Genomic DNA, 26,278 nt, shown 5'->3' on the forward strand with positions numbered 1-26,278 from the left:
CCATGTCGTCCAGGCGCCGGACCGTTGACGTTTCGAGCAGGACTGTCGAGAACGTCGCGGAACATCACACGAAGGGGAGGAGACATGAGCGGCGAGACGGACCTGCAAAAGTTGCTGGCATCGATGACGCCGCTGCTTTGCCCGGAAGTCTATGTCTTCGCGACCTTGCCGCCCGGCGCAGCCTTGCCGGAGGGGCCGGAGCCGGTCATGCGCTTCGTCGAGCGCGAGGGCACGACGCTGATCCTGGCCGAAAGCCAGGCGAAGGCGGCCGGCCTCGCCGGCACGTTCCGCTGCCGAATGATCACGCTCGACATCCACTCCTCGCTGGAAGCCGTCGGCTTCCTCGCCGCCATCACCAAGCGGCTCGCGGCGGCCGGCATGGGCGTCAATCCGGTCTCAGCCTTCTACCACGACCACCTGTTCGTGCCGGCCGAGCGGGCGGAGGAAGCGCTCGCCATCCTGCAGCAGCTGGCGGCGGAAAACGGTGGCTGACTTCAGCGCCTGAGCACGTAGAGAACCGAGGAAAAGGAAGGCGCCCCGGCCAAAGGCCGAGCCCGCGACCGCGGGCCGCCGGTCGTCCGGCGCCCCCGCGGAGGGCCCGCCGCGGTAGCGGCGATACGGCCCGTGAGCGAGAACTAAGCCGCCTTCTTCTTCGGCTGGATCAGGCCGCGCTCGACCAAAAGCTCGGCGATCTGCACGGCGTTCAGCGCCGCGCCCTTGCGCAGATTGTCGGAAACGACCCACATCGACAGCCCGTTGTCGACGGTCGAATCCTCGCGGATGCGCGAGATGAAGGTGGCGTCCTCGCCGGCCGATTCGAGCGGGGTGATGTAGCCGCCATTCTCGCGCTTATCGAGCACCTGGCATCCGGGCGCCTCGCGCAGGATCTCGCGCGCCTCGTCGGCCGTGATCGGCTTCTCGAACTCGATGTTGACCGCTTCCGAATGACCGATGAACACCGGCACGCGCACGCAGGTCGCCGTCAGCTTGATCTTGGGGTCGAGCATCTTCTTGGTCTCGGCGACCATCTTCCACTCTTCCTTGGTGAAGCCGTCGTCGAGGAAGACGTCGATATGCGGAATGACGTTGAAGGCGATGCGCTTGGTGAACTTCTTGACGTCGACCTGGTCGGCGACGAACACCGCGCGGGTCTGGGTGAAGAGCTCGTCCATGCCTTCCTTGCCGGCACCCGACACCGACTGATAGGTGGCGACGACGACGCGCTTGATGGTGGCGACGTCATGCAGCGGCTTCAGCGCCACGACCAGCTGCGCGGTCGAACAGTTCGGGTTGGCGATGATGTTCTTGCGCGAGAACAGGGAGACCGCGTCCGGGTTCACCTCCGGCACGATCAGCGGCACGTCCGGATCGTAGCGGAAGGCCGACGAATTATCGATGACGACGCAGCCCTGCTTGCCGATCTTGGGCGACCATTCCTTGGAGACGTTGCCGCCGGCCGACATCACGCAGAGGTCGGTGTCGGAAAAATCATAGGTGTCGAGTGCCTTGACCTTCAGCGTGCGGTCGCCGAAGGACACTTCGGTGCCCTGGCTGCGCCGCGAGGCCAGTGCCACGACCTCGCTCACCGGGAAGCCGCGCTCGTCCAGAATATTGAGCATTTCGCGGCCCACATTGCCCGTGGCGCCGACTACCGCAACCTTGAAACTCATCTGATATCTCCTGTCCCTCTCCGCTTGCTTGTTGGAGAAAACCCGCTGGCCTCATGCGGGTTTCGTCCCCCGGGCCGTTCCCGGGAGAGGGTGGTTAGGCCAAGGGAATCACACCGTTTTGGTGGTGGTTTTGGCCGTAGTTTTGCTGGAACGGACGGACGCGTCGAACCGCCCCGCCCGATGCGCCGCATCGTGGCTGGGGGCATCGAATGCAAGAAGAGCCATCAAAAGGCCGCGCATCGAAGACGATCCCGTTCGCTGCCGGCTTTTACGCGCTTTGGCAGAAGAGTCAATTGGCAGCAAGCGCTGCTCTCCCCTTCCCCCTTGTGGGCAAGGCGGTGCCGCTTGCCCTGTACAATGGCGGCCGCAGGAAGTAGGAACGCCGCAAATATTCTTTGGCTGGCGCGGTGCCCGCCTTGTGCTCCGCGACGAGCACTGAGCTCCGAATTCCGAAAGAAGAGAATGTCCAGTTTCGAAACGATCGTGCCTGCGCTGGCGCAGGCGCTGCGAGATCGCGGCTATGTCGAGTTGACGCCGGTGCAGAAGGCGGTGCTGGGGCCGGAGCTCGGCGAAGCCGACGCGCTGGTGTCGGCGCAGACCGGATCCGGCAAGACCGTCGCCTTTGGCCTTGCCGTGGCGCCGACCCTGCTTGGCGAAGCTCAGCGTTTCGCCAATGCCGGCGCGCCGCTGGGACTGGTGGTGGCGCCGACGCGCGAGCTGGCGCTGCAGGTGCGGCGCGAGCTGGAATGGCTTTACGCGCTGGCCGGCGCTGAGATCGCCTCCTGCGTCGGCGGCATGGACATGCGCACCGAACGGCGCGCGCTGGAGCGCGGCGCCCATATCGTCGTCGGCACACCTGGCCGGCTGCGCGACCACATCACGCGCGGCGCGCTCGACCTGTCGGCGCTGAAAGCCGTGGTGCTCGACGAAGCCGACGAGATGCTCGACCTCGGTTTCCGCGAGGACCTCGAATTCATCCTCGATGCGGCACCCGCTGACCGCCGCACGCTGATGTTTTCAGCCACCGTGCCGCGCGCCATCGCCACGCTGGCCAAAAGCTACCAGCGCGACGCCGTGCGCATCTCGGCCGGCGGCGAGGCAAAGCAGCATCTCGATATCGAGTACCGGGCGCTCTCCGTCGCGCCCGCCGATCGCGAGAATGCTATCATCAACGTGCTGCGCTATTACGAGGCCTCCAACGTGATGGTGTTCTGCAACACGCGCGCGGCGGTGAACCATCTCACCGCGCGCTTCAACAACCGAAATTTCGCGGTCGTGGCGCTGTCCGGCGAGCTCAGCCAGAACGAGCGCAGCCACGCCCTGCAGGCGATGCGCGACGGCCGCGCCAAGGTTTGCATCGCCACGGACGTCGCGGCGCGCGGCATCGACCTGCCCAATCTCGATCTCGTCATCCATGCCGACCTCCCGAGCAACCCGGAGACGCTGCTGCACCGCAGCGGCCGCACCGGCCGCGCCGGACGCAAGGGCGTCAGCGCGCTGATCGTGCCGGGCAATGCCCGCCGGCGCACCGAGCGGCTGCTTGCGAATGCGGGTCTCACCGCGAGCTGGGAGAGCCCACCCTCGGCCGACGAGGTGCTGCGGCGTGACGACGAGCGCATCCTGGCCGACCCATCCTTTCGCGAGCCCGTGAAGGACGAGGAGCGCGACTTCGCCGCGGCGCTCCTGGAGCGGCATGGCGCCGAGCTGGTGGCCGCCGCCTTCGTGCGGCTGTGCCGTGGCAGCCGGTCGGCGCCCGAGGACCTGATCGACGTCGCGCCCTTCGCGCCGTCGAAGGAGAAGTTCGCACGCCGGGAGGAAACACCCGCGCGCCGCGAGGACTTCGGCGACAGCGTCTGGTTCTCGCTCTCGGTCGGCCGCCGGCAGAATGCCGAGCCGCGCTGGCTGATCCCGATGCTGTGCCGCACCGCCGGCATGTCCAAGCGCGAGATCGGCGCCATCAAGATGCAGCCGGAAGAGACCTTCGTGCAGATCGCCGCCGACTGGGCCGACCGGTTCGTCACCGCGATCGGCCCCGACCGCAAGCTGCAGGGCAGCATCGCGGTCCGGCGGATCGACGGCACGCCGGACCTGTCGCGCGCCGGCTACCAGCCACCGAAGCCGGAGAAGAAGCCGCATCGCGGCAAGCGGCCTTTCGACCAGAAGGCGGCCGGTTTCGAGAAGCGGGCGCCGGGCGAGCAACAGCCTGCTGGCGAGGCAAAATCTTGGGTGAAGAAGCCTGGCAAGCCGAAGTTCGACAAGCTGGGGCCGATGAAAAACAAGAAGTCGAAGAAGCGGCCAGTATGACTATTCTTGCGCGGCTGTCGCCGACATCGGCAGTAAGAACAAATGGGGGCTTATCCTCGCCGGTGTCACGATCTAGCGCTGTGCGTGCATTGCGTTCCTCTGCAACTATTGGTAGCCTTGAAGGCGATGCAGGGGGGGGTCAATGCGCGGCGCTGTGTTTCACTACGACGAGGATCACGACTACGGCTACATTAACGGCGTTGACGGCAAGCGCTACATCTTCGGCCGCAAGGACCTGACAAAGGACATGCCCCTCGCCAGAGGTCTGCTGGTCGAGTTCACGCCAGACGACGGGACTGCACACGACATCGTAACCGCGAGCCGACCTTCGCTCCCGGCAAACGGCAATCCGGAACAGCGCGGCCGCATCGCCCAACGCCATTCCGCCAGCTCCACGGGACTGTGGGCTTATTTTCTACGTGCGCTCGGCGACGACTACCGAAATCTCACCGGCCGGGCGCGCCGTAAGGAGTTTTGGGCGTTCTATCTGTGGTTCTACATCGTGCTCGTCGCGCTGTTCGGTTTCGGCATCCTGCTCAACCTGGCGATAAGTGGTTTCGATGACGGCCCAAGGACGTCGATCGGGTACATTCCTGCCCTGCTTTTCGTGCTGGCAGCAATCCTGCCGTCGATCGCAGTCGTCGTGCGGCGTCTGCACGACATCGGGCTGACCGGCTGGCTTGCCTTGCTTTGCTACATCCCGGCTTTCGGAGCCGTGGCCTTTCTGATCTTCGGACTTCTAGCTTCACAATTCGGGGAGAACCGATGGGGGCCGACACAGGTCGGCGTCAGGTTCTAGCGACTCTGTTCAGCGCTGCTTTCGGCAGCCGCAGAAAGACCTTCTGGCCGTGGCGCTCGGCGCCAAGCCGGTCGTAGAAGCGCAACGCGCCCTCGTTCCAGTCTTCGGTCATGAGGTCGATGCGGCCGATGCCTTTGCTGACGCAATAGCCGGCGAGAAAGCCGACCAGCGCGCGGCCGACGCCCTTGTCGCGGGCGCTGTCGCGCACGAACAGATCCTTCAGGAACATCAGCCTTTCGAGATCGATGCCGGGGTGCGCGATGGCCACCGAGGCGAGGCCGGCCACCTCAAGGCGAAATGCGGATAGGCCGGGCTCTCTTCGCTCAGCCACTGCCGGGCCGTGGCCGCCGCCCGGCTGTGATCGAGCGGCGCCTGGCGGTAGTGCACCGCCATCGCGCAAAGCACAGTGGCGAGCGCTTCGGCGTCCTGGGTCGTCGCCCAGCGAACGTCGACCGCCGCCTCGTCAGCCATGGGGTCAGCCGAGGAACTTGGCGATGATGGCATCGCCCATATCAACCGTGCCCACCTCGGTTTTGCCTTCGGACATGATGTCCTTGGTGCGCAGACCGTCATCCAGCACGGCGGCGATGGCAGCTTCGAGCTTGTCGGCTTCGGCGACCATGCCGAAGGAATAGCGCAGGCACATGGCGAAGGAGGCGATCATCGCGATCGGGTTGGCGATGCCCTTGCCGGCGATGTCGGGCGCCGAGCCGTGCACCGGCTCGTAGAGCGCCTTGCGCTTCTTGGTCTTGGCATCCGGCGCGCCGAGCGAGGCGGACGGCAGCATGCCGATCGAGCCGGTCAGCATGGCGGCGATGTCGGACAGCATGTCGCCGAACAGATTGTCGGTGACGATGACGTCGAACTGCTTCGGCCAGCGCACCAACTGCATGCCGCCGGCGTCCGCCAGCATATGGTCGAGCTTGACGTCGCTGTATTTGGCCTTGTGCGTCTGGCTAACCACCTCGTTCCACAAGACGCCCGACTTCATGACGTTGCGCTTTTCCATCGAGGTGACGTGATTCCGGCGTGTCCGCGCCAGCTCGAAGGCGACGCCCGAGATGCGCTCGATCTCGAACGTGTCGTAGACCTGGGTGTCGATGCCGCGCTTCTGGCCGTTGCCGAGATCGATGATCTGCTTCGGCTCGCCGAAATAGACGCCGCCGGTAAGCTCGCGCACGATCAAGATATCGAGGCCTTCGACCACCTCCTGCTTCAGTGAGGAAGAGGCAGCCAGCGCCGGATAGCAGATCGCGGGCCTGAGATTGGCGAACAGCTCCATATCTTTGCGCAGGCGCAAAAGCCCGGCCTCGGGGCGCACCTCGTAAGGCACCGCATCCCATTTCGGTCCGCCGACCGCGCCGAACAGCACGGCATCCGCAGCCATTGCTTTTGCCATGTCGGCGTCCGAGATCGCCGCGCCATGCGCGTCATAAGCGCAGCCGCCGACCAGCCCCTCGTCGGTGGTAAAGCCGCTGCCGAGCTTGTCGTTCATGGCCTTGATCAGCTTCTTCACCTCGGCCATGGCCTCGGGGCCGATGCCGTCGCCGGCGAGCAGGAAGAGATTTTTCGAAGCCATGGAGAACCGTCCGATGAGAGTTTGGAGAAATCGCGGCTTTTGCTAAACGCCAAGCGGGCTGCGCGCAAGAGGACGACTGGGCATTGCGAGGTTCGTCAGGCGTGACTGATCAGGCCGAGGCTTGATTTCCACGCGGTTCCCCCAATCCGTCGCTGCTTCGCAGCGCCACCTTTCCCCCTCCGGAGGAAAGGAAGGGAGCGCTGCTGGACGAGCGTTGACGGCAAAAGGCTTGGCGCCTTTCCTCTACCCCGTCGATCGGGGGAGAGGTGGCTCGGCGAAGCCGAGACGGAGTGGGGGTCGACCAGCGCTACATTGGACAATGCATGCGCCAAGCTGCCATGGCCAAAGACCAGACGCTTGGAAATGTGTGCACACCTACCGATGCGCCAAAATATTCACCAGCCGGCCGAACGGGTCGCGTACATAGAAGCGGCGCACGCCCCAAGGCTCGTCCGCCGGGCCGTATTCGATGGCGAAGCCGGCGGCCTTCATGGCATCGAGCGCCGCGTCCACATCGTCGACCTCGATCGACAGGTCCGGCACAGGCGTGCCCGATCCGCCCTCGGCCATGAAGCTCACCTGCACCGTCATTGTCTCGGCCGAGCCGCAAGTGAGGATCCAGCCTTGATCCATGAGAACATCAAGTCCAAGCACATCTTGGTAAAAGCGCTTGGCCGCGGCGATGTCGCGTGTTTCGATATTGGCGACGATGCGCCTAACCTTCACCATGAGCCGTTCCTTGCCTTTGCGTGTCCCGGGAGCCCTCCGCATTTGCTATACGGCCACCCTTATGCCGTGCGTCGCAGCGCCGTCACCTCGATCTCGATCTTCATTTCCGGCTTGTTGAGCTGGCACACGATCATCGTCGCCGCCGGGCGAATGTCGCCGAACGCCTCGCCGAGGATCGGGAAGACCACGTCAACGAAAGCCTGGTCGGTGATGTAGTAATGCGCCCGCACCACATCGGCCATGTCGAAGCCGCCGTCGGAAAGAGCCTTGGCGATGGTGGCGAGGCAGTTTCGCGTCTGCGCCTCGACCGTGTCGGGCATGGTCATGGTGGCATAGTCGTAGCCGGTCGTGCCGGAGACAAAGCACCAGTCGCCCTGCACCACCGCACGCGAATAGCCTGCGGTTTTCTCGAAGGGGGAGCCGGTGGAGATGAGCTTGCGCATGGGGTGCCTCGCTTTGGTTGTCATCGTCTAGCAGGAGAAGACGGTGTGGTCGTGGGCCAAGCCCGGCGGAGCATTGTCAGGAAGGCTGGCGCGGGCCTCAGAGATTCGGCTGCGGCTTCCCCCCTTCCTCATTCCAGGGCGGAGCAAGGAACGAAGCGACGCGCACAGACCCTGGAATCCATGCCGTTACGCCAAGGCGCCGCCAACCGTGCAGAATTCTGGGCCCTCGCGCTCTACGGCAACGGGCATGGCATGGATTCTAGGGTCTGCGCTCCGCTACGCGTCGCTCCGCCCTAGAATGACGAAGGCAAGGATAGTCGTCGCGATGCGCCCTAATTTCCCCGCGCGTCGTCATAGGCCTTCTTGATATCGTCCGGCCAGTCCTTCATCGGCGGCCAGGCCTGCGGCTCGCCATTGTCGCCGCGGCGGGCGAAATAGACTTTCTGCTTGCCCGGATCGACCGCCATGAAGCCGTCATTGCCGCCGCAGTCATGCGGCACGCAGCCGGTGGCGTAGAAGGCGCCGGACGCCGTCTTTTCGGTGCCGCCGCCGACCAGAAGGCTGGTCGCCATGTCGGGCATGTCGTCGCCCAGCAGCGCCTGCCCGGCCTTGTAGACGGCCGCGTTGTGGAAGGCGTCGATGATGTTGTCGTATTTCGACGGATCGACATCCTTCCAGCCGGTGCCCGGCTCCGGCGTGTAGGTCAGGTTGCCGGAGGTCGTCAGCCCTTCCGTGGGCGACCATTGCAGCGCCGGCTTGGACTCGCCCGGCAGCAGATAGGGCACGAAATAGATGGCGCTGTCGGAGACGGCGGCCGGCGGCGCGCCGCATTCGTCCTGCTCGACCGTGGTGGTCTGGATCTGGCCGTCCTTCTTCCAGACGATGACCTTGGCCGGCCCGCACTGATTGCCGCCGTCGCCGACATCGACCAGCGCGACGTTGACGTCGCCGATCTTGACGATCTTGTCGAAGAAGACGTCGTAATTGCTGGCAAGCTGCTTGCCGTCATAGGACAGCACTTTCTCGCCGTCCTGCTCCGGCTGCGTGATGGTGAGCTGTCCGCCCTCGAACGGGATCGGCGCCTGCTTGTCTTCATCCGACCCGGCCTGGTCGCTGCCCTGGCCGGCCGCGCCTTGATCGGACGCGGCGGGTGTCGTCTGCGCGGCCGGCGCGGTGGTCTGCGCATTGGCGCCGATCGTGGCGAGAAGGATAGCCACCGTGGCGCCGGCGGTCAGAAGCGAACGTGTCATGATTGTCCCTCCATTCAGCCGCCACGAACCCGACCTGCGATGGCCGGGTTATAAGTTCGGATCGCTCAGGCCCAGGGGCGCAGCTCGGCATTCTTCTTCTCGAAGGACGCGATGGCGCCGGCCTTCTCCATGGTGAGCCCGATGTCGTCGAGGCCATTCAGCAGGCAATGGCGCTTGAAGTCGTCGAGGTCGAATTTGACCACGCCGCCATCCGGCCCGCGGATTTCCTTGGCCTCGAGGTCGATCGACAGCGTCGCGTTGGAGCCGCGCGAGGCGTCGTCCATCAGCTTGTCGAGGTCTTCCGGGCTGACCGTGATCGGCAGGATGCCGTTCTTGAAGCAGTTGTTGTAAAAGATGTCGGCGAACGAGGTCGAGATCACGCAGCGTATGCCGAAATCGAGCAGCGCCCATGGCGCATGCTCGCGGCTCGAGCCGCAGCCGAAATTGTCGCCGGCCACCAGGATCTGCGCCTTGCGGTAGGCCGGCTTGTTGAGCACGAAATCCGGGTTCTCCGAGCCGTCCTCATTGTAGCGCATCTCGGCGAACAGGCCGGTGCCGAGACCGGTGCGCTTGATCGTTTTGAGATAATCCTTCGGGATGATCATGTCGGTGTCGACATTGACGATCGGCATGGGCGCGGCGACGCCGGTGAGCTTGGTGAATTTATCCATGGATACCTGCCCGTCTTCTTCTTGGCTTGCGGGGAATTTGCCGGACGGTTTACACAAAGCCGGCGGCAAATGAAAGGCAACTGTTCGTGCGCTGCCCTTGGGCCAATAGCGGCAGGGCGCGCGGACCGGAGCCGGAACGCCTCAAAAAGGGCTTCGAAATCCTGGCCGGCTGGTGCAGTCTGCGGCCATGGCCGATCCTTCCAAAGTCCTTTACGCCAGCGAGCCCGCCCTCGATGTCGCCGAATTCCGCCGCGTGCTGGTGGAGTCGGGCCTCGGCAAAACACGCCCCGTCGATGACGAAGCCCGCCTGAGGGCGATGCTCGGCAATGCCAGCCTGGTGCTGACGGCGCGCCTTGACATCGAGGGCGAGCCGCTTGTCGGCGTCGCGCGCGGCGTCACCGACTTCTCCTGGGTCTGCTATATCTCCGAGCTCGCCGTCTCGAAGGCCGCGCAAAGGCTGGGCGTCGGCAAGGGCCTGATGGACGAGGCGCAGCGCCGGCTCGGCCCTTCTGTCGCCATCAGCCTGATCTCGATGCCCGACGCCGTCGGCTTTTACGAGCGCATCGGCATGACGCGCATGCCCGACGCCTTCTGGTTCTCCCGCAAGCTCTGACCGCCTCCGCACGTTAATCGCGCCGTTCCGCGCCAGCGGGCCAAATCTTTTTCCGCCTCATCGCTTGACATGCAACCAAATGGTTGCATATTAAAGTCATGAGCATGGATGCCGTCTTTCGCGCTTTGGCCGACCCGACCCGCCGGCAATTGCTGGACAGCCTCTATGCCCGGAACGGGCAGACGCTGAACGCGCTCTGCGAGCACATGGATATGACGCGCCAGGCGGTGACCAAGCACCTGGCGATCCTCGAGGAGGCGAATCTCGTCACCACCATGCGCCGGGGCCGCGAGAAGGAGCACTATCTCAACCCCGTTCCGATCAACGAGATCGCCGAGCGCTGGATCGGCAAGTTCGAGCGCCATCGGCTCAGTGCATTGAGCGACCTGAAGCAACGCCTTGAAAGGGAAGAGCCGTGAGCGAGAACAGCTTTGTCTATGTCACCTATATCCGCACGACGCCCGAGAAGCTTTGGCAAGCGCTGACCGATCCGGAATTCAACCGGCAGTTCTTCCTCTGCTCCTACCAGGAGAGTGACTGGAAGGTCGGCTCGAGCTGGAAGCTGGTCTTCCCCGACGGGCGCGTCGCCGACTCGGGCGAGATCCTCGAGATCGACCCGCCGAAACGCCTCGTCATCAAATGGCGCAACGAATGGCTGCCCGAGGTGAAGGAGGACGGCTACACGCGCTGCACCTTCACCATTGAGCCGGACGGCGAATTGATGAAGCTCGCCGTCATCCACGAGGCCGACGGCCCGCACAGGCTGATCCCGAACGTCTCCAAGGGCTGGCCGCTGGTGCTGGCGAGTCTGAAGAGCCTGCTCGAAACCGGCAAGGGTTTCGAGCGCCCGCCGTCGAAGGGTTGACTTTCGTTTCGGATGCGAGACGATTTCTAGCAAAGGTTGGTTAGATGCTTCACTTGTCCTCGCCGCAAGCCATGGCGAATGCCGACACGGTCATGGCGTCGGCGGAGCTTCCCGTCTCGCCGGACGAGGTGATAGCGGCACTCGTCACCAAGGAGGTCGAACGCTGGTGGGGTTCGCCCGAGACCTACTGCATGACCGGTTGGGCGGCCGATCTCCGCGCCGGCGGAAGCTGGCGCGTCACGGTGCGGACCGCCGACGGCAGGCGCCTGCCCGCCAGCGGAAAATTCCTCGAAATCGAAACGCCGCGCCGCATCGTGCAGACGCGGCGCTACGACTGGGAGCATCCGACGCTCGGCCGTCATGAAACGACGGCCGCTTACCTGCTTGAGCCGATCGACGACGGCACGCGGCTCATCATCTGCCATGGCGGCTTCGCCGGCTTCCCGGACGCCGCGGCGGAGCACGCCGAAGGCTGGGCGCGCGTGCTCGGCTGGCTACAGGCACATCTGGGCTGCCGCCTCGCTGCCTGAGCTCCGCCTTGACCTGCAGGCGCGCCTATCCAGATTGTGGACATGGCCGAAAACAAACCTTTTATCGGAACAGCCGGGTGGACCATACCGGCAGCGCACAGGTCCTCTGTTCCGGCGACAGGCTCGCAATTGCAGCGTTACGCTTCGCGTCTTCCTGTTGTGGAGATCAACTCCTCGTTCTACAAACCGCATCAGCGCGAAACATATGAGCGCTGGGCGCGCTCGGTCCCGGATGATTTTCGGTTCTCTGTTAAAATCCCCAAAGCCGCGACCCATGAGCGCCGCCTGGAAGATTGCCAGGATATTTTGGATGCATTCATAGGTGAGGTCAGAGGTCTCGGTGAAAAGCTGTCCGCCCTCCTGGTCCAACTGCCGCCCAGCCTGCAATTCGACAGCCAGATAGCCAGAAAGTTCTTCGCCTCGTTCCGCGATAAGACCGACTGCCGCTTGGTCTGCGAACCGCGTCACGCCAGTTGGTTCGAGCCGGGAGCGGATGCTTTGCTGAGCCGCCTTCGTGTCGGGCGCGTGGCGGCGGACCCCGCCCCAGTTTCCGGCGCTTCCGCGCCCGGCGGCTGGCATGAGCTCGCCTATTTCCGCTTTCATGGCGCGCCGCATGTCTATTTTTCAGACTATGAGGCCGGCCGGCTGTTGGAGATCAGTGCCCAACTCGCTGACGCGGGCGCGTCCGCCACTGAGGTGTGGTGCATTTTCGACAATACGGGGCGCGGGCATGCGCTCGGCAACGCGTTGTCGGTCGATGCGATTATGCGTCAGATGACGTTCAACTCCCGGAACGCCCTTCCTTCTGCCACACGACGATATCCGAACGCCGTACAGTCCACCGTGCGGTAGCCGCCATGCACGATGAGCTCGGCGAGCGATTTACCCACCGCCGGCGCCTGCTGCAGGCCGTGGCCGGAGAAGCCGTTGGCGAACAGGAAGTTCTCGACCTCCGGATGCGGCCCGATCACCGCGTTCTGGTCGAGCGTGTTGTAATCGTAATGCCCGACCCAGGCGCGCGTCGGCTTGATTGCCTCGAAGGCCGGGATGCGGGTGGCCAAGGTCGGCCAGATCACCTCTTCGAACAGCGGCCAGTTGACGTCGAAATCCGTCGGGTCGGGCGCGACATCGCCTTCCTCCGGCTCAGCGCCGCCGGTGAGGTAGACCGAGCCCTCCGGCCGCACATAGATGCCCGACGGATCGACCAGGAGCGGCATGTCGGCATATTTCTCGCGCGCCTCGAAGACGAAGACGTTGCGCTTGCGCGGCTCGACCGGCAGCTTGAGCCCGGCAAAAGCCGCCACCTTGCCGGCGTTCGGCCCGGCAGCGTTGACGATGATACCCGCTTCGAGCGTCTCGCCATTGTCGAGCGACACACTGGTCACGCGGTTGCCCTCGCGTTTGATGCCGGCGGCGGAAGCCGTGATGAAATCGATCTTCTTGTCGCGCAGCGCCTTGCGGAACAGCGTCAGCAGCGCATGCGCGTCGAACCAGCCCTCGCCGCTGCGGCCAAAGGCGCCTGCGGAAACATCTTCGACCGACAGCCATGGGAAGCGGCGCGCCAATTGCCCGGCGTCCTCGAGCAGGATATCGGCGCCCTCGGCGACCTGCGTCTCGTGATTGGCCTTGAGGATCGGCAGGCCAGCCTCGCCGGCGAGGATCAGATAGCCGCCCTCGCGAAAGCCGATATCGGCATCGGCGCCGAACGTCTCCTTCAGCCGGCGGAACAGTTTCAGCGTGAACTGCGACAGGCGGATATTTTCCGGGATCGAAAATTGCTGGCGGATCGAGGCGAGGGACAAGGTCGTCGCCGCGTGGGAAAACTGCGGATCGCGCTCGATCAGCGCGACGGAGCCGGTAAAGCCTTCCTCGCGCAAATAGTAGGCGACCGAGGACCCGACAATGGCTCCGCCGATGATGACGATGTCGTAGCGCATTTTTTCTCCAATTGGGCGGGTCGCGCGTTCACGCAACCGGCAGATCGATCTCGAAGCGCGTGCCGCGCTCGGAGTCAACCAGCCTGATCGTGCCATCATGCGCTTTCAGGAGGGCCAGCACGATGCCGAGCCCCATGCCGGTGCCGCCGGACTCGCGCCGCGTGGTGAAGAACGGCTCGAAGATCCTAGCGCGGTTGGCGGCCGAGATGCCGTCGCCGTCGTCGCCGATCTGGACCGACGCACGCTCGCCATCGGCCGCGGCGTGGATCGCCACCTGCCGGGCGCCGTGCCTCGCCGAATTATCGATGAGGTTGGCAAGCACGATGCCGAGATTCTCGGCCGAGATGCCGAGCCTGATATCGCCTCCGCCTTCAAGCCGTGCTTCCAGCCTTGTGTCGATCGGCAAGGATGCCAATGCCACGTGAAGCGTCGTGCTTTCGCCGCTCGGTTCCAGGTTTTCCGCGCGCGCCAGGTCGAGCAGCCGGCGCACCAGGAGATTGAGCCGTCCCGCATCGGTGACGATGTTGTTGGAGAAGCGCTTGCGTTCGGCCTCGTCCATCGCGCCGCCGGAATCCCTCAGCAGCTCGGCCGCGCCCTGGATTGCGGTGAGCGGCGATTTCAGCTCATGCGAGACGTGGGTGGCGAAGGTCTGGATGCTGTCGGAGCGCGCCTGCAGCTTTTGCGCCATGTCGAGGAAAGCCGTCGACAGCGCCGCCATCTCGCGCGTGCCGTGATGGGCGAGCGGCCTGATCGCGTCGCGATCGCCGGCGGCGATCCGCTTCGTCCGCTCGATCAGCGCATAGATCGGCCGGCTGACGGTGCGGATGAACACCAGCGCGATCAAGAGCGTGCCGCCGACGATCGTGATCGCCGCCAACGTCACCTTGCCCCGTTCGCCATAGAGGTGCTTGACGATGTTGTTCGGCGTCCGCGACAGATAGACGACGCCCGCGACCCGGCCGTCGAGCTCGACCGGCATGGCGACGAAGACGCGCACCCTGGTGCCGCGGCTGACCGAATAGAGCGGCGGCGCCGGCTGGTCGGGGATCCTCAGGCGCAGCTCGCTGGCATAGAGGCCTGAAAGCGCGGTCCGTACCTCCTCGACATTGCCGAGCGACCGGCCGATCTCGTCGCCGCCGGCAATCACCACGCCATGCGGGTCGAGCAGCCGGAAGCCGGCAAGCGTCGTTTTCTGCGTTTCGTCGAGAATGCCGTCGAGCCGGGTGCCGATAGCCGCGAAGGCCGGGTCGGGGGTGGCGGGAAGCGCCGCGGGGCGCATCGGCATGACATCGTCGGAGGCAAGGTCGAGCCGCGGCTCGATTGGATCATAGGGATAGTTGTTGTCCCTCGCCGGATCGGCCGAGATCGGCGAGCCCAGCCTTTCCTGGGGAATGCCTGCGGCGCGCACCTCCCGGGCGTAGAGGGCCGCGACGACCGCCCCTTGAGCGATGAGCTCGCCTTCGGTCTGACGGATCAGCTGGTTCTCATAGAGCCGGAAGAAGAACAGCCCGACCAGCGGCAGCGCCATCACCATAACCAGGATGACGATGACGACGGTGGCGAGCCGCGGCCGCCACCTTTCCTTGCTTAACCACCGCATCGGCCGAGCCGGAAGCCGACGCCATGCACCGTCGCGATCGCATCGATACAGCCGACCGCCGCCAGCTTGGCCCGCACATTGCGGATGTGGCTGTCGACCGTGCGTTCCGAGACATGGATGTTCGAGGCATAGGCATTGGCCATCACCGCGTCGCGGCCAAGCACATGCTGCGGGCGGGAGAGGAAGCCTTTCAGGATGGCGAATTCGATCGCCGTCAAGGTGAGCGGCTTGCCGTCGAAGCTCGCTTCATGGCTTGCCGGGACGAGCATGAGCTTGCCATGCGTGAATTGACGGTCGTCGGCTTCTTCTTCGACCGGCGCTGGCCGCGCGCGCCGCAGGATGACGTTGACGCGGGCGACCAGCTCGCGCGGGCTGAACGGCTTGGTCACATAATCGTCGCCGCCCATCTCCAGCCCGAGCACGCGGTCGATCTCCTCGTCGCGCGCGGACAAAAACAGCACCGGCACGTCGGATTTTTGCCTGAGCCTGCGGCAGACCTCCAGCCCGTCCATCTCCGGCATGCCGATGTCGAGCACTATGAGATCGGGTGCGCGGCGCTCGACCGCCTGGAGCGCCGCCGCGCCGTTGGCGACGGCGGCCGTCTTCATGCCGGCCTTTTCCAGCGCGAAGCAGATGATCTCGCGGATATGCGGGTCGTCGTCGGCGACGAGTATGTTGTGCGGCATCGATCGATAGCCCGGCGGGTAAGCTTGGGTGACGGCAGGATTAGAGCAATTCCAAGGAAAAGTGCGAAATTGTTTTTCGGCCGCGAGCTGTGTGGGGAAAGGCCGTGAAACCGCAAGGCGCTCGGGCATTTGCGAATGCCTGCGCGGAACCCATGGCAGGGTTGGCAAAGAGCGTCATCGCCGGACCCTCCTCGGCGTGTCCGCTCGCACCGTGTGGGGCGACCTCGGGGCGAAAAGCAGGATACCCGCCTCATGGCATGGCCTTTGCGGCTCGACGAGCCACCATCCTTCGGTGCGGAGCCGGCGCGGCAGGGACCAGCGGGATATGTGAGGTGTTCGCATGACGGCCTTCTCGCCGGTCAGCGGGGTAAAGGCGCGACGGAATCCCGGAGCTTTTCAGCAAGGGTTTGCAGATTTGGTGCAGTTGAGCCCGACGCTGACATCCCCCTCGAGTAGGGCAAATTGCATATGGGCGGCGCCAGTACCGCAGATGTCGCCGAAGGCGACAGGATTTTTGCGCGTGAAGTGGCGGCCTATCCTTCGTCATTCTAGGGCGGAGCAAGGAGCGAAGCGACGCGCGCAGACCCTAGAATGACGAAGTGAAAGAGGCCGCGTTCCTTCGCGCCCTCTGCTCTGCCCGGCATCTCCCCCTTTGCGGGCTTTCAAGGGGAAGATTGAGCTCCGCCTTGCCTCATCCGCCATCACCCGGCATAGATCGGCCATGGCTCAAGAACCCTACAGCCCGCGCCGCTCGGTGCTCTACATTCCCGCCTCGAACGACAAGGCGCTCGCCAAGATCGGCTCCCTGGCCTGCGACGCCGTGATCATCGATCTCGAGGACGCCGTCTTGCCCGCTGACAAAGAAGCGGCGCGCAACAAGATCGCCGGCATCCTGGCTGCGCGCCCCGAACGGCGTTGCGAGATGGTGGTGCGCATCAATCCTTTGGCCAGCGAGTGGGGCGCCGACGACCTGTTGGCGATGGCCAAGGCCGAGCCCGACGGCATTCTCCTGCCCAAGATCGGCACGCCGCGCGATATCCTCGAAGCCGGCGACCTGCTCGACGACAATTTCGCGCCGGACAGCCTGAAACTATGGGCGATGGTCGAGACGCCCAAGGCGCTGCTCAACATCGGCGCCATCGCCGAGCTCGGCCGCGATCCTGCTTCCAGGCTGGCTTGTTTCGCAGCCGGAACGAACGATCTGGTGAAGGCGACCGGCATCCTGGCGACGCCCGACCGGCGCTATCTGACGCCTTGGCTGATGCAGCTGGTGCTTGCGGCGCGCGCCGGCGGTCTCGACGTCATCGACGGCGTCGCCAATGATTTCCGCGACCTCGACGGCTTTGCCCGTGAGTGCGCCGAGGCTGCGGCCATGGGTTTCGACGGCAAGTCGCTGATCCATCCGGCCCAGATCGAGCCGGCGAACCGCGCCTTTTCGCCGTCGGCGGAAGCGTTGGCCAGGGCCCGCGCGATCCGGGATGCGTTCGCGCGGCCCGAAAATGCCGGCAAGGGCGTGATTGCGCTGGACGGCCGCATGATCGAGCGGCTGCATCTGGCGGAAGCCGAGAAACTTCTGGCGAAGGCCGCGATCATCGGCGCATGATGCCGGGCGAGATTTTTCAGACCCGGCTTTTCGCGCAATCAAGACAGATCAGGCACGGCAGATAGGCACGACAGGATAAATCCATGAAACTCTACCGCTTCCTCACCGGCCCGGACGACGCCACCTTCTGCCACAAGGTGACGGCGGCGCTGAACAAGGGCTGGCACCTGTTCGGCTCGCCGACCTACGCCTATGACAGGACGACCAAGTCGATGCGCTGCGGCCAGGCCGTGGTGAAGGATGTCGAAGGCCAGGACTACACGCCGGACACCAAGCTGAGCGATTGGTAGGGAAAGCGCTTAGAGACTGTTTCGAAATTCGCTCTGGCGAGTCATATGGTGGTGGTTTGAGAACCGGAGCGGAGCGGACATTTAGGTCCGTGAGCATCGGAAGCGCAGAAAGCGCCGCCAGATGGCCGCCGGAGTAGAATTTCCAAACAGTCTCTCAGCCCGGCGCCACCTGCTCGGCCGCCTCCTCGATCCGCTCCATGTCGTCGTCCGACAGGCCGAAATGGTGGCCGATCTCGTGGATCAGCACATGGGTGACGATGTCGCCCAGCGTCTCTTCGTTCTCGGCCCAGTAGTCGAGGATGGCGCGGCGGTAGAGCGTGACGCGGTTCGGGCCCTCGCCGGTCTGCGGGTTCCAGCGCTCGGCGATGCCGCGTCCCTCGAACAGGCCGAGCAGGTCGAAGGGGGTCTCCAGCGACAGGTCGTCCATGATCTCGTCGGTCGGGAAATCGGCGATCTGGATGACGATCTCGCCGGTGAGCTTGCGGAACTCTTCCGGCAGATGGGCGTAGGTCTCCAGCGCCAGAAGCTCCATCTCGTCCATCGACGGCGAGAGCTGATCGTGCCAGGTGCGTGTCTTATAGATGCGGGCCATGAGCTTTCCTTTGATCCCGGCATATAGGCTTTCGCGTCGATAGAGGCAAATGAGCCGGCTGGCGGCCCGCTTTCAGGGTAAAAGACGAAGGAATAAATTCCGCATATTATACTTCGCGTACCCAAAGCTCGATTCCGTTTGCGATGCGATGTATGCAACTCCGAATTGGGATCGGGTGGGGGCACATGGCTCTTGCGTGTGGGGCGGTATGTCAGCCGGCGGAGGTGCGTCGGGAAATAGAGTCGTTTGGCTCAAGCACAAGCCCGATCCGGGTGGACACAGATGCGGGCGAAGGGTTTCTCAAATCTCTGGGAAATCCGATGGGTTCCGCGATACTCGTTTCTGAACTGGTGGCGGGAGAATTGGCTTCTTGGATTGGCCTCAAGGTGCCGCCGTTTGCCATAGTGAACGACTGCCAGATTGACCTGATCATGCAAAGGAATGGGGCGCAAATGGCGCCACCTTTGTTCTTTTCGAGCGCGGTTGACGGAACTCCGCATGACGGCGGAGACACCTTTTTGTCTCGTCTTCGGGAACCTGGGGATGTGGCGTTGCTCGTCATCTTCGATACGTGGGTCCGGAATTGGGACCGGTATTTTGATGGACAGGACAACGCCGACAATCTGCTCTATGTGAAGGCAGAGGGGCGTCGCAAATACGATCTTGTCCCCATCGATCACTCAAGCTGCTTCATCGGGAACGACGTTGATTTTCCGATTGGCCCAGCCCCCGAAGCGTGGGTTGTAGACCCCAATGTCTATGGCAAGTTCCCCGCCTTCGATCCATATATCGATGCAAAGTCGGTCAGGCGCGCCGTCGAGAGGCTGTCTCAATTAAAGCGCGATTTCGTGGTCGAAGTCGTTAATTCTGTTCCTGCACAATGGGGCTTCGGACCCAATGCCGCGCTCTCGCTGATCGATTTGATTTGTGGGCGCGCGGAATATGTGGTGAACACGATCGCAGGGCGATTGGTGGATGAACCGGAAATCCCGGGGTTGGTAAAATGATCCGAGAGTCTCAAGGCTATTTTTCGCTCGTTCAATACTCAGAGTTCCCGGAGCGGGCTGAGTTTGTGAACATTGGCGTTATCGTATTCGCCCACGGCTCGGTGTTCGTGAAGTTTAGCCATCGCCCACGCCGCGCGGAACAGGCGTTCAAGATCCATCTCGGAAACCATTTTCAGCACCTGAAAGAATCGATGGAAGATCGGTTGCGGTATGAATTTGGCAATGGCTGGGACAGAGAGAAAATCGAGAAATTCATAGCGCTCAGGTCCGGGAAGGTCCGCCTGTCTCCAATTCGATCTGTGTTGGTTAAGGACCCCGATCAGCTTGTCGGGGAGTTGTTTGAAAAGCTGGTTGGCGAGGTTCCCAGTTCCCCGCGCGGGCAAAGGTTGTCGACTAAACTGGCGCAAGCCTTTCGCTCCAACGGCGTTGAGGACTTCCTCGTAAAGCCCGATCCTATCCATCTTTCTGGAGGCGTAAAAATTGAAGTTCCCTTTGCCTATCAGAATGGAGCCTTCAATCTGATCGACGCCGTGTCGCTTGCGGGTGACCCGGACAAAGCGCTCAACCGCGCCAGCCCACACATGATAGAAGGCGAACTTCTTTACCAAGAAACCGCCCTTGATCGACCTGCCCGGTTAGTGGTGGTCGGAGACGATGCTCAGGTGCAGGATGCGGGATTTGTCAACATGATTGCCGACCAAATGGAACGCCACCATGTCCGGTTCTATACCCTAAACGAGATAGAGCCGCTGGTTACGGATATCCGCCAGAACTACGTCCTCCATCGCTAATTCCGCGTTCGGCGCCCTACGATTTGTTCATCACAGCTTCGAACGCCTTCCCACTGTCGTCCTCTTGAAGCTCCCGAGCGGTCTGCTTAAACCGCTCGGGTTGCTCTTTCTGACGAAGTGGCTTTGCCATTTTCCGGGCGGTATTTGGAAGGACGCCAGACGCCATAGCTCACCTTGCGTTAGTCGTTTCATAAGTGGGACGCTTCTTGATTTACGGACGGCCATGACGATGTTTAGACGACTCCGGATTGGCCTTCTTGCCCAATTGGGCTCGTCGGCGTCTACAGTCAGACCGTTGCCCCCAAGGAATAAATTCCTTGCGAGTCTGCTTGACTCTTCCGGACGCCTCTGGAATCTATAAGAACATAACAGGAACAATGCTGCCGGAAGTGAACGTCATGGCGATGAGCGCCGTGGCGCGGGACACTATTTTTGCCCTGCGCCGCCAGATCGCGAAGATCGAAGGAACGCTGCCCGAGCGCCTGCAGGCGCCGGCGCCCGGCGCGCCTGGAGCAATTCCAGGAAAAGTGCGAAGCGGTTTTCCGTCCGGAATTGCGGAAAATCAAATATCCAACAATGCCGGCGGAACGGACATGACACTTGTCCGGCGCGGCCTTGCCGTGGCTTCGGCGGACGCCTTCCTGCACACCGGCATCGATCGCCTCGACACCGCCCTCGGCGGCGGTCTGCCCAAGGCGGCGCTCAGCGAGATCCATGGCCTGGAGACCCGCGCTGCCGGTGCCGTCGCCGGCTTCGCGCTGTCGCTCGTAAGCCTGATCCTCAAGGAAAAGCAGGGCCTGCCGATCCTGTGGGTCGGCACGGCGGAAATCTTCCACGAGGCCGGCCTTCCCTATGCCAAGGGCCTTCACGCTTTGTTCGGTATCGAGCCGGAGCAATTGCTGTTTTCCGAGGCGCCGAAGCTGCTGGACGCGCTGTGGATCGCCGAGGAGGCTGCCCGCATGACGGCCTTCGCCGCCGTCATCCTCGAGATCCGCGGCAGCCCGCGGCTTCTCGACCTCACCGCCACGCGCCGGCTGCACGCGCGGGCTCAAAGCGCCAACCGTCCCGTATTGTTGCTGCGCCAGGCCGGCGCGGCCGAACCCACCGCAGCCCCGGTGCGCCTCATCGTCTCGGCAGCACCTTCGGCAAGCCGCGAGACCGTCGCCGGGCCGCTCGCCGGCTCGATCGGCCGCCCCGCCTTCACCATCGATATCGGCAAGAGCCGCACGGCCCTGCCCGGACAATTCACACTGGAGTGGAACCCCGATGAGCACGCTTTTACAGAAAGAACAGAGAATTCTGTCGCTGTGGTTCCCACATCTCAGCGCGGAGCGGATCCTACGCCAGCGTCTGGGGCGGTCCTGGCGTTCCCGGCCGTCGCATCATCTGCCTCTGGTGATCAGCCACCGCGACAACAACACCCAGCGCATCGCAGCCCTCGACGAGCGGGCTGAGGCGCTGAAGCTGAAGCGCGGCATGGGCATTGCCGATGCCCGGGCCATGCATCCTTCGATCGACGTGGTGGAGGCGGACGCGGAAGCCGACCGCCGCCTGCTCGAGGGCCTTGCCGACTGGTGCGACCGCTACACGCCGCTGGTGGCGATCGATGGCGAGGACGGGCTGTTCCTCGACGTCACCGGCTGCACGCATCTCTTCGGCGGCGAGCGCGCCATGCAGGACGAGATCCTCACCCGCTTCTTCCAGCAGGGCTTCGATGTCCGCGCTGGCCTCGCCTCGACGCCGGGCGCCGCCTGGGCGGCGGCGCGCTTCCATGGCGACCGCATCGTGGCCGGCGGCGAGGAGGAGGCGCTGCTTTCGCCCCTGCCGCTTTCGGCGCTGCGCATCGCGCCGGAGACCCGTACCGGCCTGGAAAGTGTGGGCCTGCGCACCGCCGGCGCGGTGATGGCAGCACCCCGCGCGCCGCTCGCCCGCCGCTTCGGCGCCACCTTGCTTCTGCGTCTCGACCAGGCGCTCGGCCGCCTCGACGAGGCCGTGTCGCCGCGCCTTCCCGTCGCGCCGCTCTCGGTCGAGCGCCACCTTGCCGAGCCGGTCGTGCTCACCGACGACATCGAGCGGCTGGTAAGCCGGCTGGCGATCGCCTTGAAGACCGATCTCGAACGGCGCGGCGAAGGCGCGCGGACACTGGCGCTGCTTCTCTTCCGCGTCGACGGCGCCGTCAGCCGCATCGCTGTCGGCACCTCGCGCCCGATGCGCGAGCCGCGGCTGATCCAAAGATTGTTCCATGAGCGGCTGACCGCATTGGAGCAGACCATCGACGCCGGTTTCGGCTTCGACCTTGTGCGGCTGTCCGTGCTGTCGGTCGCCGCCTTCGATTTGGCTCAGGGCGACCTCACCGGCGAGGTGGCCGACGATGATGCCGACATCGCGCTCTTCGCCGACCGCGTCCGCGCCCGCCTCGGCGAGACCGCCGTTCTGAAGCCGTTGATTGTCGAGAGCCATCTGCCGGAACGCGCCGTTAAAACCGTGCCTTTCGCCGAAGCGCCGCAAAGGCGCGCGCCGGCAGCTGGCCGGGCAGTGGCGCCCCGAACGGCGCCGCCGATGACGGTCTATCCGCCGGAGCGGCCGGTGCGCCTGTTCCGCTCGCCCGAGCCGATCGAGGTGCCGGCGACCGAGATCCCGGAGGGACCGCCGATGAATTTCCGCTGGCGCCGCGCGCTCTATCGCGTCGCCCGCGCCGAGGGGCCGGAACGCATCGCCGCCGAATGGTGGCGGCAGCTGCCCGGCGAGGAAGAGGCGCCGACCCGCGACTATTACCGCATCGAGGACAGCGAGGGACGCCGCTACTGGCTCTACCGCCAGGGTCTCTACGGCAGCGTGTCGCGGGCCGCGCCGCCGCGCTGGTTCATGCATGGGGTGTTCGCATGAACGCGCTGACCGTCATCCCCTATGCCGAGTTCGGCATCCAGTCGAACTTCTCCTTCCTGCGCGGCGCCTCCAAGCCGGAGGAGCTGGTGGTCACGGCGAAATTCTACGGCTTTGCCTCGATCGGCCTTGCCGACAGGAACACCGTCGCCGGCGTCGTGCGCGCCTGGCAGCAGGCCAAGGTGGAGAAGATGGCCTATCATCCCGGCTGCCGACTGGTGTTTAGCGATGGCACGCCGGACATCCTCGCCTATCCCCGCGACCGCCAGGGCTGGGGGCATCTCTGCCGCATGCTGACCCAGGCCAATCTGCGCGACGAGACCGAGAAGGGCGCGACGCTGCTCGAATTGAGCGATTTTCTCGAATGGGGCGATCGGATGTCGCTGGCGATCTTGCCCAATCTGTCAGCTCGCGCCGAGGACAATCTGGAGATCATTAGCCGGCTTAAGGGTCGCTTCGGCGCGGCGCTCCGGCTGGCCGTGGCGCCGGATTATGGCGGCAACGACCGCTTCCGCATCGAGCAGGCGGCGGCGATGGCCGAGCATGCGCGCCTCCCGCTGATGGCGACCAACGATGTGCTCTACCACACCGCCGAGCGCCGTCCCCTGCAAGACGTGCTGACCGCGATCCGCCTCAACACGCCGGTTTCCGAGGTCGGGTTGGAACAGACCGCCAATGCCGAGCGCCATCTGAAGCCGCCGCTGGAGATGGCGCGCCTGTTTCGCCGCCACCCGCAAGCGCTGGCCGAGACGCTGCGTTTCGCCGACGAATTGACCTTCTCGCTCAGCGATCTCGAATATAATTATCCGGACGAGCCGACCGAATCCGGGCTTGGACCGCAGGCCGAGCTCGAGCGCCTGGCGCGCGAAGGCGCGGCCGTGCGCTATCCGGCCGGTGTTCCCGCCCATGTCTTGCAACGCATCGAAGAGGAGCTCGCGCTGATCGAGCGCCTGAATTATGCGCGCTATTTCCTGACCGTCCACGACATCGTGAAATTCGCCCGCAGCAAGGACATCCTTTGCCAGGGGCGCGGCTCCGCCGCCAATTCGGTCATCTGCTTCTGCATCGGCATCACCGAAGTCGGCCCCGACCGGATCGATGCGCTGTTCGAGCGCTTCATCTCCGAGGAGCGCAACGAGCCGCCCGATATCGACGTCGATTTCGAGCATGAGCGCCGCGACGAGGTCATCGCCTATATCTACGAGAAATACAGCGCCAAGCGCACCGCCTTGGCCGCCGCCGTCATCAGCTATCGCGGCCGTTCGGCCCTGCGCGAAGTGGCCAAGGCCATGGGCCTGTCGGAGGATGTCAGGAGCGCGCTGTCGAGCACCATCTGGGGCTGGTCGACCTCCGAGCTCGGCGAAAGGGAAGCCGATGCCGGCGGCCTCGACCGTACCGACCCGCTGTCGCGCCAGGTGCTGGAGCGCGCCAACGAGATCATGGGCTTTCCCCGCCATCTTTCCCAGCATGTCGGCGGCTTCGTCATCACCCGCGACCGGCTCGACGAGGTCGTCCCCATCGTCAAGACGGCGATGGAGGAGCGCAAGATGGTCGAGTGGGACAAGGACGACCTCGACGCGGTGAAGATCCTCAAGGTGGACGTGCTGGCGCTCGGCATGCTGACCTGCCTGAAGCGCGCCCTGACCCTGCTCACCGATCATTATCCGGAAGCGCGGGATCGGTTTGGACGACCCTACGTGCTCGCCACCCTCCCGGAAGAGGACAGGCGCGTCTACGACATGATCTGCCGGGCCGACACGCTTGGCGTCTTCCAGATCGAGTCGCGCGCGCAGATGTCTATGCTGCCGCGGCTCAAGCCCCGCGAATTCTACGATCTCGTCATCGAGGTGGCGATCGTGCGGCCCGGTCCGATCCAGGGCGACATGGTTCATCCCTATCTGCGCCGCCGACAGCGCAAGGAGAAGGCCGAATACCCCAAGCCTGAGTTGGAAGAAATCCTTGGCAAAACGCTCGGCGTGCCGCTGTTCCAGGAACAGGCGATGAAGATCGCCATCGTCGCCGGCGGCTTCCGGCCGGGCGAGGCCGACGAGTTGCGCCGCGCCATGGCGACCTTCAAGCGCACCGGCACGATCGGCAATTACCGCCAGCGCATGATCGACGGCATGGTCGGCAGGGGCTACGAAAAAGAGTTCGCCGAGCGCTGCTTCAAGCAGATCGAAGGCTTTGGCGAATATGGCTTTCCCGAAAGCCATGCCGCGTCCTTCGCGCTCTTGGTCTATGCCTCCTGCTGGTTCAAGACCTTCTTTCCCGATGTCTTCTGCGCCGCGATCCTGAATTCGCAGCCGATGGGTTTCTACCAGCCGGCCCAGCTGGTGCGCGACGCGCGCGACCATGGCGTCGAGATACGCGAGGTCGACATCAACCATTCCCTCTGGGACTGCACGCTGGAGCAATCCGCCTTCGATGCCTCACGCATCCTCGAGCGCCACGCCTCGATGCGCGGCGTCATCGAAACGGCGCATGCGGTGCGGCTCGGCTTCCGCCAGATCAAGGGCCTGTCCAAAGGACGCATGGAATCCGTCGTCGCTCGGCGCGGCGGCGGCTATCGATCGGTCAGGGATGTCTGGTTGCGTTCGGGCCTCGATGTCGGCGAGATCGAAAGATTGGCTGAGGCCGACGCGTTCCGCTCGATCGGTCTCGACCGTCGTGCCGCGCTCTGGGAGGTGCGGGCGCTTGACGGCAAGAGCGCCGCCGAGAAACTGCCGCTGTTCGATCAGCCCTCGCTCAGCCTGCGCGAGCTGGAGCCGGAAACCAAGCTGCCGAAAATGCCGCTCGGCGAGCATGTCGTGCACGACTACCGTTCGCTCGGCCTGTCGCTGAAGGAGCATCCCGTCGCCTTCCTGCGCGAAAGGCTCACCCGTGCCGGTATCACACCCAATGCCAGCCTGCCGTCGGTGCGCGACGGCCGCCGCGTCTCCGTCGCCGGCCTCGTGCTGGTGCGCCAGCGTCCCGGCAAAGGCAATGCCATATTCCTCACGCTGGAGGATGAGAAATCGATCGCCAACGTCATCGTCTGGCCGCGCGTCTTCGACCGCTTCCGCTCGGTGGTCATGGGCGCCCGCTTCATCCGCGTCACCGGCAAGCTGCAGCACGAATCGGACGTCATCCACATCGTCGCCGACCGGATCGAGGATTTGACCTCATGGCTGAGCGTGCTGCTGGAGTCCGCCAGTCGCCCGGTCATCGAGCATAACCCCGCCGAACGGCCGGTTGGATCCGCCGCAAGCCGTGGCCTGCCGTTCCATCAGGACGTCGCGACGCTGTCGAGCACCGCACAACAGGTCATGCCGAAGGGGCGGAATTTTCAGTAGGCACAGAGGCCTTCTGCCCTTAATCGGAGCGAAGTTGCCAGGATGGGAGAAAGATATTGTGAAGCCGCGTTCCTTCACACCCCCTCTGTCCCGCCAGCGTTTCC

At 64.2% G+C, this 26,278-nt stretch carries 27 protein-coding genes; 15 read left to right on the top strand and 12 right to left on the bottom strand.

What is annotated here, in order from left to right; genetic code table 11:
* The first annotated feature begins 84 nt into the window (after positions 1-84).
* Positions 85-492: an ACT domain-containing protein gene (locus ACVMIM_RS03225; protein WP_476110370.1), complete on the top strand. Its 408-nt coding sequence runs from the start codon at positions 85-87 to the stop codon at positions 490-492.
* Positions 493-635: 143 nt separating this feature from the next.
* On the opposite strand, the gene ACVMIM_RS03230 is transcribed toward ACVMIM_RS03225, so the two are convergent.
* Positions 636-1,670, bottom strand: coding sequence for an aspartate-semialdehyde dehydrogenase (locus ACVMIM_RS03230; protein WP_041000460.1), 1,035 nt, complete (start codon positions 1,668-1,670; stop codon positions 636-638).
* A 462-nt stretch (positions 1,671-2,132) separates the two neighbouring features.
* Between ACVMIM_RS03230 and ACVMIM_RS03235 the strand changes: the two genes are divergently transcribed.
* Both ACVMIM_RS03235 and ACVMIM_RS03240 read left to right on the top strand, forming a co-directional pair.
* Positions 2,133-3,974, top strand: coding sequence for a DEAD/DEAH box helicase (locus ACVMIM_RS03235; protein WP_476110372.1), 1,842 nt, complete (start codon positions 2,133-2,135; stop codon positions 3,972-3,974).
* 142 nt (positions 3,975-4,116) lie between these two features.
* Entirely contained in the window at positions 4,117-4,773 is a 657-nt protein-coding gene (locus tag ACVMIM_RS03240) for a DUF805 domain-containing protein (RefSeq protein WP_476110374.1), read from the top strand.
* Here ACVMIM_RS03240 and ACVMIM_RS03245 read toward each other — a convergent pair.
* From ACVMIM_RS03245 to leuD, 7 genes are all read right to left on the bottom strand, one after another.
* A complete protein-coding gene (locus ACVMIM_RS03245; protein WP_476110376.1) occupies positions 4,763-5,002 on the bottom strand; it encodes a GNAT family N-acetyltransferase in 240 nt (79 codons plus the stop codon). The two genes, ACVMIM_RS03240 and ACVMIM_RS03245, sit on opposite strands and share 11 nt — an antisense overlap.
* Positions 5,002-5,244 (bottom strand): hypothetical protein, encoded by a 243-nt coding sequence (locus tag ACVMIM_RS03250; RefSeq protein ID WP_476110377.1) that lies wholly within the window; start codon positions 5,242-5,244, stop codon positions 5,002-5,004. Before ACVMIM_RS03250 ends, ACVMIM_RS03245 begins: the two co-directional genes overlap by 1 nt.
* 4 nt (positions 5,245-5,248) lie before the next feature.
* Positions 5,249-6,352, bottom strand: coding sequence for a 3-isopropylmalate dehydrogenase (gene leuB / locus ACVMIM_RS03255; protein WP_041000467.1), 1,104 nt, complete (start codon positions 6,350-6,352; stop codon positions 5,249-5,251).
* 375 nt (positions 6,353-6,727) lie between these two features.
* Positions 6,728-7,078 carry a VOC family protein gene (locus ACVMIM_RS03260; protein ID WP_476117082.1) on the bottom strand — a complete coding sequence of 117 codons (351 nt, stop codon included), beginning with the start codon at positions 7,076-7,078 and terminating at the stop codon, positions 6,728-6,730.
* 62 nt (positions 7,079-7,140) lie between these two features.
* Positions 7,141-7,524, bottom strand: coding sequence for a RidA family protein (locus tag ACVMIM_RS03265; protein ID WP_320309239.1), 384 nt, complete (start codon positions 7,522-7,524; stop codon positions 7,141-7,143).
* Between the two features lie 332 nt (positions 7,525-7,856).
* Positions 7,857-8,774: a hypothetical protein gene (locus tag ACVMIM_RS03270; RefSeq protein ID WP_476110380.1), complete on the bottom strand. Its 918-nt coding sequence runs from the start codon at positions 8,772-8,774 to the stop codon at positions 7,857-7,859.
* Between the two features lie 65 nt (positions 8,775-8,839).
* Positions 8,840-9,445: a 3-isopropylmalate dehydratase small subunit gene (gene leuD, locus ACVMIM_RS03275; protein ID WP_041000473.1), complete on the bottom strand. Its 606-nt coding sequence runs from the start codon at positions 9,443-9,445 to the stop codon at positions 8,840-8,842.
* A 187-nt stretch (positions 9,446-9,632) separates the two neighbouring features.
* On the opposite strand from leuD, the gene ACVMIM_RS03280 reads away from it, so the two are divergent.
* The 5 genes from ACVMIM_RS03280 (at position 9,633) to ACVMIM_RS03300 (ending at position 12,305) form a co-directional block, all read left to right on the top strand.
* Complete coding sequence (locus ACVMIM_RS03280) at positions 9,633-10,058, top strand: GNAT family N-acetyltransferase (protein ID WP_041000475.1); 426 nt, start codon at positions 9,633-9,635, stop codon at positions 10,056-10,058.
* Positions 10,059-10,156: 98 nt separating this feature from the next.
* On the top strand, positions 10,157-10,477 hold the full coding sequence (locus ACVMIM_RS03285) for an ArsR/SmtB family transcription factor (protein WP_476110382.1): 321 nt from the start codon (positions 10,157-10,159) through the stop codon (positions 10,475-10,477).
* Positions 10,474-10,923, top strand: a complete 450-nt coding sequence (locus ACVMIM_RS03290) for an SRPBCC family protein (RefSeq protein WP_041000478.1) — start codon at positions 10,474-10,476, stop codon at positions 10,921-10,923. The genes ACVMIM_RS03285 and ACVMIM_RS03290 overlap by 4 nt, the downstream gene beginning before the upstream one ends.
* A 44-nt stretch (positions 10,924-10,967) precedes the next feature.
* Positions 10,968-11,453 (top strand): SRPBCC family protein, encoded by a 486-nt coding sequence (locus ACVMIM_RS03295; RefSeq protein ID WP_476110384.1) that lies wholly within the window; start codon positions 10,968-10,970, stop codon positions 11,451-11,453.
* Between the two features lie 42 nt (positions 11,454-11,495).
* The gene (locus tag ACVMIM_RS03300; RefSeq protein WP_476110386.1) at positions 11,496-12,305 is read left to right on the top strand and encodes a DUF72 domain-containing protein; all 810 of its coding nucleotides are present in this window, start codon (positions 11,496-11,498) and stop codon (positions 12,303-12,305) included.
* On the opposite strand, the gene ACVMIM_RS03305 is transcribed toward ACVMIM_RS03300, so the two are convergent.
* The 3 genes from ACVMIM_RS03305 to ACVMIM_RS03315 are packed head-to-tail and all read right to left on the bottom strand — an operon-like array spanning position 12,224 to position 15,676.
* The gene (locus ACVMIM_RS03305) at positions 12,224-13,390 is read right to left on the bottom strand and encodes an NAD(P)/FAD-dependent oxidoreductase (RefSeq protein ID WP_476110388.1); all 1,167 of its coding nucleotides are present in this window, start codon (positions 13,388-13,390) and stop codon (positions 12,224-12,226) included. The two genes, ACVMIM_RS03300 and ACVMIM_RS03305, sit on opposite strands and share 82 nt — an antisense overlap.
* Positions 13,391-13,418: 28 nt before the next feature.
* Positions 13,419-14,990 carry a sensor histidine kinase gene (locus ACVMIM_RS03310; protein WP_476110389.1) on the bottom strand — a complete coding sequence of 524 codons (1,572 nt, stop codon included), beginning with the start codon at positions 14,988-14,990 and terminating at the stop codon, positions 13,419-13,421.
* Complete coding sequence (locus ACVMIM_RS03315; RefSeq protein ID WP_476110391.1) at positions 14,978-15,676, bottom strand: response regulator; 699 nt, start codon at positions 15,674-15,676, stop codon at positions 14,978-14,980. Before ACVMIM_RS03315 ends, ACVMIM_RS03310 begins: the two co-directional genes overlap by 13 nt.
* Before the next feature lie 721 nt (positions 15,677-16,397).
* Between ACVMIM_RS03315 and ACVMIM_RS03320 the strand changes: the two genes are divergently transcribed.
* Both ACVMIM_RS03320 and ACVMIM_RS03325 read left to right on the top strand, forming a co-directional pair.
* Positions 16,398-17,279: an HpcH/HpaI aldolase/citrate lyase family protein gene (locus ACVMIM_RS03320; RefSeq protein ID WP_476110393.1), complete on the top strand. Its 882-nt coding sequence runs from the start codon at positions 16,398-16,400 to the stop codon at positions 17,277-17,279.
* Positions 17,280-17,362: 83 nt separating this feature from the next.
* Positions 17,363-17,569 (top strand): DUF1737 domain-containing protein, encoded by a 207-nt coding sequence (locus tag ACVMIM_RS03325; RefSeq protein WP_476110395.1) that lies wholly within the window; start codon positions 17,363-17,365, stop codon positions 17,567-17,569.
* A 154-nt stretch (positions 17,570-17,723) separates the two neighbouring features.
* Here ACVMIM_RS03325 and ACVMIM_RS03330 read toward each other — a convergent pair whose 3' ends face one another.
* Entirely contained in the window at positions 17,724-18,161 is a 438-nt protein-coding gene (locus ACVMIM_RS03330) for a metallopeptidase family protein (RefSeq protein ID WP_041000495.1), read from the bottom strand.
* A gap of 320 nt (positions 18,162-18,481) precedes the next feature.
* Between ACVMIM_RS03330 and ACVMIM_RS03335 the strand changes: the two genes are divergently transcribed.
* The 5 genes from ACVMIM_RS03335 to ACVMIM_RS03355 all read left to right on the top strand — a co-directional run bounded on the left by ACVMIM_RS03335 (position 18,482) and on the right by ACVMIM_RS03355 (position 26,174).
* The gene (locus ACVMIM_RS03335) at positions 18,482-19,168 is read left to right on the top strand and encodes a HipA family kinase (protein WP_476110397.1); all 687 of its coding nucleotides are present in this window, start codon (positions 18,482-18,484) and stop codon (positions 19,166-19,168) included.
* Positions 19,165-19,959, top strand: coding sequence for a DUF3037 domain-containing protein (locus tag ACVMIM_RS03340; RefSeq protein WP_476110399.1), 795 nt, complete (start codon positions 19,165-19,167; stop codon positions 19,957-19,959). The genes ACVMIM_RS03335 and ACVMIM_RS03340 overlap by 4 nt, the downstream gene beginning before the upstream one ends.
* Positions 19,960-20,357: 398 nt before the next feature.
* Entirely contained in the window at positions 20,358-21,413 is a 1,056-nt protein-coding gene (locus ACVMIM_RS03345) for an ImuA family protein (RefSeq protein WP_476117084.1), read from the top strand.
* Positions 21,355-22,845 carry a DUF6504 family protein gene (locus ACVMIM_RS03350; RefSeq protein ID WP_476110401.1) on the top strand — a complete coding sequence of 497 codons (1,491 nt, stop codon included), beginning with the start codon at positions 21,355-21,357 and terminating at the stop codon, positions 22,843-22,845. The genes ACVMIM_RS03345 and ACVMIM_RS03350 overlap by 59 nt, the downstream gene beginning before the upstream one ends.
* A complete protein-coding gene (locus ACVMIM_RS03355) occupies positions 22,842-26,174 on the top strand; it encodes an error-prone DNA polymerase (RefSeq protein ID WP_476110403.1) in 3,333 nt (1,110 codons plus the stop codon). Before ACVMIM_RS03350 ends, ACVMIM_RS03355 begins: the two co-directional genes overlap by 4 nt.
* Positions 26,175-26,278 lie beyond the last annotated feature (104 nt).

The sequence above is a fragment of the Mesorhizobium sp. USDA 4413 genome (genome assembly GCF_056280365.1).

What these genes read in the sequence shown, in the direction of transcription:
- ACVMIM_RS03225 (WP_476110370.1), top strand. Translation starts at nt 85, where the DNA reads ATGAGCGGCGAGACGGACCTGCAAAAGTTGCTGGCATCGATGACGCCG.
- ACVMIM_RS03230 (WP_041000460.1), bottom strand. Translation starts at nt 1,670, where the DNA reads ATGAGTTTCAAGGTTGCGGTAGTCGGCGCCACGGGCAATGTGGGCCGC.
- ACVMIM_RS03235 (WP_476110372.1), top strand. Translation starts at nt 2,133, where the DNA reads ATGTCCAGTTTCGAAACGATCGTGCCTGCGCTGGCGCAGGCGCTGCGA.
- ACVMIM_RS03240 (WP_476110374.1), top strand. Translation starts at nt 4,117, where the DNA reads ATGCGCGGCGCTGTGTTTCACTACGACGAGGATCACGACTACGGCTAC.
- ACVMIM_RS03245 (WP_476110376.1), bottom strand. Translation starts at nt 5,002, where the DNA reads ATGTTCCTGAAGGATCTGTTCGTGCGCGACAGCGCCCGCGACAAGGGC.
- ACVMIM_RS03250 (WP_476110377.1), bottom strand. Translation starts at nt 5,244, where the DNA reads ATGGCTGACGAGGCGGCGGTCGACGTTCGCTGGGCGACGACCCAGGAC.
- leuB (WP_041000467.1), bottom strand. Translation starts at nt 6,352, where the DNA reads ATGGCTTCGAAAAATCTCTTCCTGCTCGCCGGCGACGGCATCGGCCCC.
- ACVMIM_RS03265 (WP_320309239.1), bottom strand. Translation starts at nt 7,524, where the DNA reads ATGCGCAAGCTCATCTCCACCGGCTCCCCCTTCGAGAAAACCGCAGGC.
- ACVMIM_RS03270 (WP_476110380.1), bottom strand. Translation starts at nt 8,774, where the DNA reads ATGACACGTTCGCTTCTGACCGCCGGCGCCACGGTGGCTATCCTTCTC.
- leuD (WP_041000473.1), bottom strand. Translation starts at nt 9,445, where the DNA reads ATGGATAAATTCACCAAGCTCACCGGCGTCGCCGCGCCCATGCCGATC.
- ACVMIM_RS03280 (WP_041000475.1), top strand. Translation starts at nt 9,633, where the DNA reads ATGGCCGATCCTTCCAAAGTCCTTTACGCCAGCGAGCCCGCCCTCGAT.
- ACVMIM_RS03285 (WP_476110382.1), top strand. Translation starts at nt 10,157, where the DNA reads ATGAGCATGGATGCCGTCTTTCGCGCTTTGGCCGACCCGACCCGCCGG.
- ACVMIM_RS03295 (WP_476110384.1), top strand. Translation starts at nt 10,968, where the DNA reads ATGCTTCACTTGTCCTCGCCGCAAGCCATGGCGAATGCCGACACGGTC.
- ACVMIM_RS03300 (WP_476110386.1), top strand. Translation starts at nt 11,496, where the DNA reads ATGGCCGAAAACAAACCTTTTATCGGAACAGCCGGGTGGACCATACCG.
- ACVMIM_RS03305 (WP_476110388.1), bottom strand. Translation starts at nt 13,390, where the DNA reads ATGCGCTACGACATCGTCATCATCGGCGGAGCCATTGTCGGGTCCTCG.
- ACVMIM_RS03310 (WP_476110389.1), bottom strand. Translation starts at nt 14,990, where the DNA reads ATGCGGTGGTTAAGCAAGGAAAGGTGGCGGCCGCGGCTCGCCACCGTC.
- ACVMIM_RS03315 (WP_476110391.1), bottom strand. Translation starts at nt 15,676, where the DNA reads ATGCCGCACAACATACTCGTCGCCGACGACGACCCGCATATCCGCGAG.
- ACVMIM_RS03320 (WP_476110393.1), top strand. Translation starts at nt 16,398, where the DNA reads ATGGCTCAAGAACCCTACAGCCCGCGCCGCTCGGTGCTCTACATTCCC.
- ACVMIM_RS03325 (WP_476110395.1), top strand. Translation starts at nt 17,363, where the DNA reads ATGAAACTCTACCGCTTCCTCACCGGCCCGGACGACGCCACCTTCTGC.
- ACVMIM_RS03330 (WP_041000495.1), bottom strand. Translation starts at nt 18,161, where the DNA reads ATGGCCCGCATCTATAAGACACGCACCTGGCACGATCAGCTCTCGCCG.
- ACVMIM_RS03335 (WP_476110397.1), top strand. Translation starts at nt 18,482, where the DNA reads ATGGGTTCCGCGATACTCGTTTCTGAACTGGTGGCGGGAGAATTGGCT.
- ACVMIM_RS03340 (WP_476110399.1), top strand. Translation starts at nt 19,165, where the DNA reads ATGATCCGAGAGTCTCAAGGCTATTTTTCGCTCGTTCAATACTCAGAG.
- ACVMIM_RS03345 (WP_476117084.1), top strand. Translation starts at nt 20,358, where the DNA reads ATGGCGATGAGCGCCGTGGCGCGGGACACTATTTTTGCCCTGCGCCGC.
- ACVMIM_RS03355 (WP_476110403.1), top strand. Translation starts at nt 22,842, where the DNA reads ATGAACGCGCTGACCGTCATCCCCTATGCCGAGTTCGGCATCCAGTCG.